The organism is Pseudomonas sp. R3.Fl (genome assembly GCF_023516765.1).
GTDB lineage: Bacteria > Pseudomonadota > Gammaproteobacteria > Pseudomonadales > Pseudomonadaceae > Pseudomonas > Pseudomonas citronellolis.
This window is the reverse complement of record NZ_JAMGSO010000001.1, coordinates 1,202,836-1,213,243: the sequence shown is the minus strand read 5'-3', so window position 1 is coordinate 1,213,243 and position 10,408 is coordinate 1,202,836. Positions and strand designations below refer to the sequence as shown.

Genomic DNA, 10,408 nt, shown 5'->3' with positions numbered 1-10,408 from the left:
ATTAGCCGGAGTCTATTCAGCGGGAGTCATTCTTGCCCACTGTGGTGGCGTCGCGTAGGGCCTGAAGGTCGTACTCATAGCTGGCCCGGAAGCGAGTGAAGCTGTGGCCCCAACCGTAGGGCTCTCTTGCCCAGCGCTCGGTTTCCCACCCGCCTTCAATGAGGTCAGAAGCAGCGAAGACGAACTCCAAGGCATCCGTTAGAAATGGAAGGAAAGGCTCTACTTTTTCATAGTCGAGGTTTCCCAGACTCCCGTGAACGAAGTAATTTCTGCACTTGATAGCAATTCCGGTAACGAAGGATAGCTCTGGAAACTTGCTGCCGAGCTTTTGGTTCACAATGGCTGCCCGATGTGCCACTTTTTTTGGCAGTGACGGTTGTCCCATCCTCCCTAGGGCTGATAGAGCGCCATCCCTGTCCACACTTGGACTGAGATTTCTTAGCAACTCAACACACTTGTTTTTTGCTTGGGTGAGCTCTGGCGACAATTCCGCACTAGAGGGGACAGCCGTCTCGGGGAGGATGTCAAACATGTTTGCGGCAGCTACTAGCCGGTCGACGTCATAGCTGTTCCCTTTGCGTAGACACCCAAGGTACCGCACCCTCGCGGCGCGCCAGCTTGGATGTCTTTCGAGCCAGTGCGTCAGAGATTCTTTAAATTCATCGGGGCGGTGGATCGCGTCTAAAGGTATGTCGCCTGGATGTGGGTCTCGCTGATTATCACCAGTGTTTGTCTTCCACGCAAAGCTTGGTTGGATAGCCAACCGTTCAGGAATCTCGTCTACAACGTTGATCGTTTCAATTTCTATGTGCTCGATGCCCTGAGCTCTTCCTGCCAGAATTGAAAGGTAACATGCTACGTCGTGCATTTTCCTTATGACACTTTCGAGGTTTTCGGGGAGTTCAACCTCAATCGAAACTATAATTTTATTCTTTATAAATACACCCTCTGGGCCTCCGAGGCTGGAGGTAGGGCGGTGATGTACAGATACTCTACCAATGGCAGTTGCCACATCGATTACGCATTCTTTTCCGGTAAAGTAAAGGACTTGTGGATACTCACCGGTTGCTACAGGTCGAATCTTCCTGGCCTGTGCTAAAATTGAGTCAATTATGTGTTCAGCGGAAAAGACACTTCCAAACGCGTCAAAGTCATAGAAGAGGCTGGAGATGTCCGTGGTAGTAAACTCTATTCTCTTGATACAGGGAGAGTTGGGGTCAATATGGTTGTGACCCTTGACGACGAAGTGTGGGAAGTAGTTTGCGTAAAATCGTGTTTTTCCGTCTTTTGAGTGTGACTGCCCCGAGCTGTTAATATGGCAATCGACAAGGGTTAGGTAGTCTCCATTGTAGGAGGTTCCACTGATGTGTAAGTTGTGCCTTTTTTCATCCAATCGCTCGCTTGAATGCAGAACTAGTCGTGTTTCCTCTCCACAGAGGTCCAACTCTCCAACTACTGTCTTCCCGTCTGGAAACTGGAAGGTGCCTGGATAGCGTGTTGGTGTCTTGTCTTTTGTCTTCCTAGTCATTGCCTTCGACTCTCCCATTGTAAGCTTAGGAGCCGCTTACATTTCCTTTCTGCCACGTTTACAGCAAAAGGGGGCAGATTTGAATGGCACTTACTTAACCCTTTTCGGATGACCGTGTTTCTTGATCGCTGCCCGAGCAGATTGACGTGTGCAAGTCAGTAATGGGTAGGGCTTTGGCCTTCGCTTGAGGGCTCTGGGTTCAACTCGCCCGGAGCGATTGCCGACACGCTGTTGCGCGACCAGAACCAGCAGGCCGCGAAGAGTCGTACCTCCGTCAGGATCATCGTCGAATTGCCGCCACGCCAGCCATAGCTGGAGGCTGTGCTTGAAGCTCAATTCACGGGGTAGGCAGTCAGCCATCGAGGCCGATTGCGCCATGATCAGGCGAATCAGGTTGTGTGCCAGCAGGTAAATCCAGAGTTCCTTGATAGCCATCGCGGGAGCTTTACAGCTCAGCATTTCGAGCCCCATCGTGGTTTTGAGATTGCGCAGATCCAACTCTACGTGCCAGCGGCTTTTGAACAGCGCTTTCAAGGCAGCCTTGGGCGTTTGACTCGTGCAGCGCAGCGTCGTGACCAGAATCTTGTCGCCCGCTTTCAACTCCCGAACCTCCAACCTGTCAGGCACTTGCTCGTAGTAAGCCTGGCTCATCCAGGATGGGCGTTTCCGGGGCTTTTCCAGACCGATCAGATGATCGCGCGTCCCCAGGCGCTTACCTCGCCGAAAGTCGGTACTGCGCCGACGCGCGCCATATTGCTCAACACACACCATCGATGCCCCTGCGCTGCAATTCACACAGCAGGAAATAGGTCGCGTAGTAGGCATCTCCCAGCAAAACATCGCCAGCGTTCAACGTATCGAGCATCGACCGCAACAGGGTTTGCTCATCGCCACCCTTGCCGCGAAAACGACCCAATGCTGCATTCAGCACTGCACCGCTGGAGAGGCAGACGATGCCAACCAGCCGACAAATCGGAAAGCCCAATCCCGGCTTTTGCCCGCGCGACTGCGGATAGGCGGCCTGATTAGCCGTTGTATCCGGCATCGACACCGTCGTGCCATCCACCAGCCGAACCGGTCTGCCCATCCATTGCCCTGTCTTGCCTGAATAGTGACTGATCAGGCTGCCAGTGTTGCGCACCAGCGTGGAAACCATCTCCACCGGCAACCGCTGACGAGCACGGCAGTAGCCGCCGGTGTGCGTGCTGCACGGCTTCAAACCCGCTAACAGTTGTTTGACGGCCATCTCATTGACCGCCTTCTGGCAGGAACGGTCGGCACTCAAGGCCTGGGCCATGAACATGGACAACGTCTCTGTCGGCGGGAACAAGCGCTCCCGATGAAACGGCAGCAACGACTCGACATGCTCGAATAATTCAGGGCCGGTTAGCAGGTTGAAGAAGGCGTAAGCGTCCGTATTCGATGTATGCCGACGGGCGCGCTGCTGTTGATGAATGACGGCTTGGCGCCTAGGATTCATCTGGGCTGCTCCTTGGGCTCGGTGTGTGTTCGCAACTATCACCGTAGACCAAGAGCAGCCTTTCTTTTCTGAATCAATCGCTTAGCGCTTAAGTAAGTGCCATTCGGGGCAGATTTATTTTCCCTACTCTAAACGTCCACTTGGCCGGATAGCGACGGTCTGGCTTCGACCGTCGCTATGCATGGTCAGACCTCAGTCTGTTCCGCCATTTCGAGGGCATCATCCACTTCAATTCCCAGGTATCTGACGGTGCTTTCAAGCTTCGTATGGCCGAGCAGCAGTTGGACTGCCCTCAGGTTCTTCGTTCTGCGATAGATCTGGGATGCCTTCGTACGCCGCAGCGTGTGGGTGCCGTACATGGCCGGATCAAGGCCAATAGCCGTCACCAGGCTTTGACGATTCGAGCGTATTGCCTGGTGGAAAGATGATCTGAGCCGTGCAACCGGCTCGGAAACAGGCAATTCTCGCTGCGGAGCCGGGCTTGATGTATCCAAGCCTCCAACGCCGTCCGCGTTTGCTCTGTGATCTCAAACTGCACCGGTCGCTGAGTTTTCTGCTGCATCACGATGGCTCGCGACGACACGTGCTCTCCATGGGCTATGTCCCGCACCCGAAGCCTGGTTAAGTCGCAGGCTCGCAGCTTGCTGTCGATGGCCAGGTCGAATAGAGCAAGATCGCGGGCTCTCTCCGCAATCTGGAGCCTACCCGGATTGCCCAAATATCTCTGAGCCGGAGCGGGGCTTTCTGCCCGACTAGCTTTCCCTTGTTCCAAGGTTGGTGGCTGTAGGTAGCAGTGGTGTTCATGGTTTGTCCTCCATGTGAGGGAGGACAAGGGTGGACCAGCCATAGCAACGGTCGATAACCGGCCAGGAGCGGACACTTACAGGTTGGGGCGCTTAATCCATGCCAACCGTGGACACACCACCAAGGTTTACGTAGTCTCGAAGCAGGCCTTGTCGCCTCTACTCCACTGCTCATTGTCGCGTTTCAACCGTCTGACTCAATGATATCAATGGGTTACGCATGAACAAGGAGTGTTAAGCGACGCAAGAGGCGTAAAAAATACCCCCAAGTGCCGCTTACTTATAGTTAGGCGTGATTACCCACTCATCAAGGAAATATTTAATAAAATGGGAAATGCATCTTTTCTAACTGGTGGGCCAGATATTTTTCCGCCATCTATCGAAGAAGCCATTCATCAGTTACAAAACCGATCTCTAATTTTCATCAGCTCTTGGCAGCGCGCAACTCCTGATATCCAGCGCGCAGTCCGCGCGAGTCAAGAAGCAATGGTTTATCTTGATCATATAGTTAATGAGATTCTCAGGGCCAGAGATCTTCTGAAATCTAAAAACACTTACTCAGGATCAGCTTTAGAAGCACAGCTCGAAATAGACAGAGGGCTTTCTTGCTCACCGGTTACCAGTGCTCAGCAGCAGGCATTAAATACCGCTGGCCCAGGTAATGGAATGCTGCCTACGGCAGGCTCTCCGCTAAAAATGGAGCGCTTGCTGAATAAAATAAAACATCGCAGACATGATCTCATGAACTTTAGAATAGACTCCTCCGATGATCACTTCTTCCTTATCAGCGTAGACAAACCCAATCAACAACCAGATTCAATTGTTGAATTTTCGGTGGGTAATTTCTGCTCCCATTGCTCGGTGATTTCACCCCTAATTTAAGCGCGCCTAAAAACTGGTTCAAATCGCTCGCTTCGCCCACAGGGACGGGCAAAAGCCCGCTCCTGAATCAAACATTAGTGACTGCTTTTGGCCGGTTGCTGACTTCGACCAAAGGTAGCTACCGACTCCAAGCCCCCCTCGAGTCAGGCTGCAGACGGCCCAAAAGCGCTCCTCGTGACCCAGTACTACCAGCCTAGCTCCCCTTATTCACGTTAGGATTCAGTAACCCATAACAACTGCATGGAGGCTCTATGAAACTTGATCGTGATCTACAGCGTAAGCTGCTGGAAGAGTTGCGCGAGCACTACCCGGCGCCATTTTTCACTAACCGTATGGACCATCTACACGCTGATCCTCAACATCTGATGGCAAACGCTGCTTATCTGATCGAACACGGTTTGGTGGCCGGTGATTTACGGATGACCTCCACAGGTCGTGGAGACTTCTTGCCGACAAAACTTGTACTGACAGCCAATGGCTTGGATTTCTTGGAGGATGACGGCGGGCTCACTGCAATTTTGGGCATCCTGACCGTTCGGCTGCACGCTGACAGTATCCGCGACCTACTTGCCAAGCAGATCGAAGCTTCGGAGTTGGAAGACAGCGTTAAGAGCCAGTTGATCGCAGAGGTGAAGGGCTTGCCGGCAAAAGGTTTGGAAGCAATGGTAACCGGGCTCGCTAAAGAGGGGCTCGCTCGCTTGCCAAACGCCATTCAGTGGCTGCAAACATCGCTAACTGGTGTGCAGTGGTAAGGTCCGAATCCGGCCCAGGCCGTGTAAAAACACAGCGAGCGCTGGGTAGCCGGATATGGATTGGTTTTATCGATATCCAGCGGCCTCCTGGACGCGTGGTGTGTCCATCCGGGGCATTCAGTTGATTCGGCAAGTGCTGCTTCCACGATTCTGTGCGACGCTTTCGGAGGGCTGCCAATGGGATTTCAGGCCTTCATTGCCGCTATCAGCGCACGATTGCCCAGCAGGTTCAGCACCCGTTTGAAGTTGTAGGCGAGCACATGCAGGCTCATTTCCGTGCTTACCCGGTCGAGCGTTCGGGTTAGGAAATGGGTGGCGCCCATCCAGGCCTTCAATGTGCCGAACGGATGCTCCACCGTCTGGCGACGGATGCACATCATCTCCGGTACCTGATCCAGGCGAGACTGCATCGCATCGAGCACCGACTCATGCTCCCAGCGACTCACCCGCCTTTGTGCGCCCGGTGTGCACTGATCTTTCAACGCACAGCCCTGGCAATTCGAACTCCAATAACGGTGCAGCTTCAGGCCTTTCTCAACCGTCGCAAAACGCCAGATCAGGCGTTCTCCGGCTGGGCAGCGGTACTCGTTCTGTACTGCGTCGTAAATGAAATCATCACGACCAAAGCGACCCGCTGCGGCAGCGCCTGAAGTCTTGGCCTTGGGGACGAAGGCGGTGATGCCAGCCTCGTGGCAGGCGAGGATTTCTTCGCTCTTGAAGTAGCCACGATCAGCAACCACCGACAGCGATTGCGTTCCCATTGCCACCCGCGCTTGCTTGGCCATCGCACTCAGTTGATCGCGGTCGATGCCATTGTTGGTGACCTCGTACGTCACGATCAGGTGATGCTTCGCCTCAACCGCAGCCTGGACGTTGTAACCGACCATGCCGGTACCGCGCGTCATCATCGAACGTGCATCAGGATCAGTAAGCGAAATCTGTTTGTCCGGGGTGGCCTCCAACTGAGCCTCGATATCCCGGAGTTCCTGCATCTTGGTTTTCAGGGCAGCAATCTTGCTGTGCAAACGCTCGGATTTGGCTCGCGCCACAGCAGGCTCTTGCCGGTCGGCAGTGTCCAGCGCAGTGAGGTAGCGGCTGATGCTGGATTCGATCTCCTCCATTCGCCGTTGCAGCTTGGCACTGGTGAAGTTGCGGTCGCGATTGTTGACCGCCTTGAACTTGCTCCCGTCGATAGCCACCAGCGCTTCGGAGAACAAACCGAGCTGTTGGCACAGCACCACGAACTGCCGGCAGACACCACGAATGGCTTTGCCGTTGTCCTTGCGGAAGTTGGCGATGGTCTTGAAGTCCGGCATCAGACGTCCGGTCAGCCACATCAACTCGACGTTGCGTTGTGCCTCGCGTTCGAGGCGGCGACTGGACTGGATGCGGTTGAGGTAACCGTAGATGTAGATCTTCAGCAGAACGGTAGGATGGTATGCAGGCCGACCGGTTTCGGCGGGGACGACCCCATAAAAACCGAGTCGGCCGAGGTCGAGTTCATCGACGAACATATCGACTACTCGCACCGGATTGGTGTCCGCGACGTAATCATCCAGACTCTCGGGCAGTAGCGTGGTTTGACCTCGATGTTCTCCCTGGATGAAACGCTTCATGAACCGCCCCCGCTCTGAAACCCGCCGGCAGCATAGCAAGGGCGCTGGCTACGTTTTTACACAGCCTGGGCCAGAAGCAGACATTGACCACCGATGGCTCCTCGCCGGCAGCAGACACTGAAGACTTTAGCCTACGGGCATACCTGAACTCTTTCCAAAGAATTTGGCATCAGCCTTGGCTTCTTGTGGTTGCTCTGGCAGCTCATTTGCGTACTGGTGTAAGGCCGCGACGGGCAGCGAGAATAGCAACATCCTTTGTGTTCGCGCTGAGGCTGATACGCGCTAGAACATTTTGCTGTGTTTCGGGGGTCCAAAATATCCGCAGGCGCTCACGTGCTCGGGTAATTGCTGTGTAAAAGATGCTGTGAGTAATGTCGTCTTCGTTGGCGTCGGTGATGACGATTTTGACGGAATCGTATTCAAGACCCTGCGCCTTGTGGATTGACACAGCATAAGCAACTTGGAATGGTACGGTGGTGTTCAGGGAATCGTCGTCCTCGTCGCTAGCATTGGAGTCGTAGACAGAGAAGCGCACGGTCGAGCCCTCTATCCACTCAAGTTCATCATTATCTACGTCGAACTCGCTAAGTGGTCGATCAAGCTCTATGTCGAACTGGATTCGGCCACGAACACTATCGATACCAACGATGCGCCCCTTGAGGTTGTTGTAGATCACTGGCCGGAACCGTTCGGTCTCGTGAAAGAGAACTGGGTCTCCAATCTTGTAGGTCGAGACACGCCAAGTGGTTGCTGCTCCAGGGTTGCTGGTCTGCAGAAATCGGTTGATGTTGTTGATCCCGTAGAGGCCATCGTAGTTCAGGCACAGGATGATCTCGTCCAGCCCCTGAGGCTCGAATAGCGTCTTATCGAGCACACTGCAGTACCCATTGCGAGCCATGACCTCGGTGAGGTCATCTTCAATAGCGCGGACTTTGTTCCAGAAGCCTAACAGTGAGTCGTTCTTGGTTCTGAAGGGGGTTGTCAGCTCGAACACCGATGTGCTTGGAATAAATGACCTGATGATCTCGAACCAGTTGCCGAACTGGATCGACTCTATCTGGTAGACATCTCCGACCAACACAAGCAACCTGAAAGAAGTTTTCTCCAGTACCTTGATAAGATCTGCATTACTGACGGTGCTGCATTCGTCTATTACGAGAAGGTCGTATTCAGTGGCGGAGGCCCTCTTGCCAATTTGACTGCTGATTGTCCGGAACTCAGAGTTTTGCGCGGTCACCTTGCGTTTTAGGTTGTCGATCGCTGGATTTGTATGCGCCAGGAAGAGCTTTTCCTTATCGTTGAAATAGTGAGCTATGTGGTCAACCATCGTTGATTTACCAGTGCCAGCTGCCCCATAAATCAGTGCGACGCGCGACTGGCTGAACAACTGCTTGAGAGCGTTCTTCTTTATCGGGTCGTCGATGCTACGAGGTGTTACATCGAGCCAGCGCTCGACGGCCTGAGTGAAGCCTTCGATCCTCGTCGAGGCGTATCCCTGAAGCTGCTCAACGATGAAGACAGTTTCGTTCTCGTACCCACGGACAAAAACGTGCCCCCTATTAAGCAGGAGTTGGCGCTCCGTATGCTTATAGTAGAGCTTCGTGTTGTAGGTCGAGATTAATCCATCGACATCTCCGAAGCCCTCAAGGTCTGCCACGGGCGTGTAAAGGTTTCCATGACGTTCCACGTTGTTCTTCACGCGTCGAGCGAGCAGTTCGTGGACTCTTCCAGTCGTGTCAAGACTTTCGACGAGATCCCAGTACCGAGGATTGTGAGAGGACAACGAGGTACAAAACGGCATGGTGTCAAATGGAATGCAGCCGTACGGAAGCCTCAATCCAGAAAGAAGGCGGCAGCTGTCTCGGTTGTACTGCGACTTGAGTATCTGATTCTGCATCCGCAGCATGAGATATCGAACGACGTTGTGGCTAGGTGCCGACGACCTTACTATGCGACGCGCTGTATCCAGTACAGGGAAGATCAGCGGCAGCGCATTGCCAGCTGTAGCGTCCGCTCGCACCCCGGCGTACTTCTCATCGGAGAGATCAAGAAGATCCAGCAGGCTTCCTGAACCAACAGTTAGCCTGTCCATCAGGTAACGATACTCCGTCGAGGACGCCCGCACTTTAGTAGCGAAGCCGAAAAGGCGCGCGAAATTGTCAAACTCACACGGGCGGATTGAAACTTCCCACTCACTGATGATCGTTATCGGCATTGTTTGACCGAGCACCTCGATCGAATCCCGCCGGAGCATCAACATGGCCGCGTACTTATCGGTCATGTCGATATCAGTGAAGGCAATGATGCGGTCGAACTTGCTCACCCTGTTTACAGCGCGATAGAGAGTTGCCTCGTAGTAAATCCGGCCGAAGATGAAAAACGGGCGTGTTTTATGGATGTAGTATCGATCTCGAGGGCTGTCGGACGGGGATAACCGAGCCAGATCAATCCGTGTAGCAATCTTCTCATGGTACTCACGAAGAGATGGATCGAGGTCGACCGGAAAGTCCTCAAGGTTTCTCAGCACGGCCAACCCACAGCGGTCTTGAAGCAAGCTACGGATGCGGCAGAGGTACTCGTAGTACTTGAGCATCAACCGCTCGGATGCGTCCCCGTCCAGCGTGTAGTGAGAAGCACTTTGCTGGATCAGCTTGTGAAACCTGCCGAGGAAATTGAGCTTTCCATTGCTCTTAACGAAAGCCAGCCCTGGATCAACGGCGGCGTAATCAAATTCGGCATCAGGCGAGCCTGTATGGAGACGAACTGCTACGCCCTCGACTAGGTTCCGGAGCTGAGCAAGCACGTTCTGCGAGAGCAGTGCACGCTGGTCAGCGAGCGATTCGATATTTCGGCAAATCGCCTCGTCAGCGCTCTGAATTTGCTTGGTGACCGTAGCCATATGCTCTTTAGTTCCTTCTTAGAACGTCGGCAGTTTGGGTAGCTCCCTGCCTCCCTAGAGAATCACAACCTCATGTTGCGATCTATTCAATTTAGTATGGCGGTCCGCTTCTGGCCGAAAACTGCCGCTCAACGTGTCGAAAAAGTGTCGAAATCAACGAGCCGGAAAGCCTCTAGCCCAGTTTTGGAGCCTGCGAAAACTCGAGCAATAGGACGCACTGGGCTGCTCTGCCATAGTGGTTTCAAGGGTTCGATTTCATACGCATAAAAAGTCTGCTTACGGCTGTGGATTCAAACTGTGGTTCGGCTACTACGTGGTGACCTGGTATCCGAAGAAGACGAGGCAGGGGACCTTGGCTGGATCAATCCAGCGACCTCCAAAGGCATGAAAAAGGGCATCCCAATGGATGCCCTTTCGTATTTTTGAGAAGTAATCGCAGCGATTCTTT

Annotated in this window: 5 protein-coding genes and 2 pseudogenes; 2 read left to right on the top strand and 5 right to left on the bottom strand. The window is 53.6% G+C overall.

Annotation, left to right across the window (positions count from 1 at the left end):
• Window positions 1–16: 16 nt before the first annotated feature.
• From M8R19_RS04910 to M8R19_RS04900, 3 genes and pseudogenes are all read right to left on the bottom strand, one after another.
• A complete protein-coding gene (locus tag M8R19_RS04910) occupies window positions 17–1,528 on the bottom strand; it encodes an ApeA N-terminal domain 1-containing protein (RefSeq protein WP_249917190.1) in 1,512 nt (503 codons plus the stop codon).
• A 90-nt stretch (window positions 1,529–1,618) separates the two neighbouring features.
• Window positions 1,619–3,008 (bottom strand): annotated as a pseudogene (locus M8R19_RS04905) (IS4 family transposase).
• Between the two features lie 185 nt (window positions 3,009–3,193).
• Window positions 3,194–3,855, bottom strand: a pseudogene (locus M8R19_RS04900) (tyrosine-type recombinase/integrase).
• A 283-nt stretch (window positions 3,856–4,138) separates the two neighbouring features.
• Here M8R19_RS04900 and M8R19_RS04895 point away from each other — a divergent pair.
• Window positions 4,139–4,693 carry a hypothetical protein gene (locus tag M8R19_RS04895; protein ID WP_249917189.1) on the top strand — a complete coding sequence of 185 codons (555 nt, stop codon included), beginning with the start codon at window positions 4,139–4,141 and terminating at the stop codon, window positions 4,691–4,693.
• 251 nt (window positions 4,694–4,944) lie between these two features.
• Entirely contained in the window at window positions 4,945–5,445 is a 501-nt protein-coding gene (locus M8R19_RS04890) for a hypothetical protein (protein WP_249917188.1), read from the top strand.
• Window positions 5,446–5,630: 185 nt separating this feature from the next.
• Here the strand turns inward: M8R19_RS04890 and M8R19_RS04885 are convergent, their stop codons facing one another.
• Window positions 5,631–7,061, bottom strand: coding sequence for an IS1182 family transposase (locus M8R19_RS04885; protein WP_249917187.1), 1,431 nt, complete (start codon window positions 7,059–7,061; stop codon window positions 5,631–5,633).
• A 202-nt stretch (window positions 7,062–7,263) separates the two neighbouring features.
• The gene (locus M8R19_RS04880) at window positions 7,264–9,960 is read right to left on the bottom strand and encodes an ATP-dependent DNA helicase (RefSeq protein WP_249917186.1); all 2,697 of its coding nucleotides are present in this window, start codon (window positions 9,958–9,960) and stop codon (window positions 7,264–7,266) included.
• Window positions 9,961–10,408: the final 448 nt, after the last annotated feature.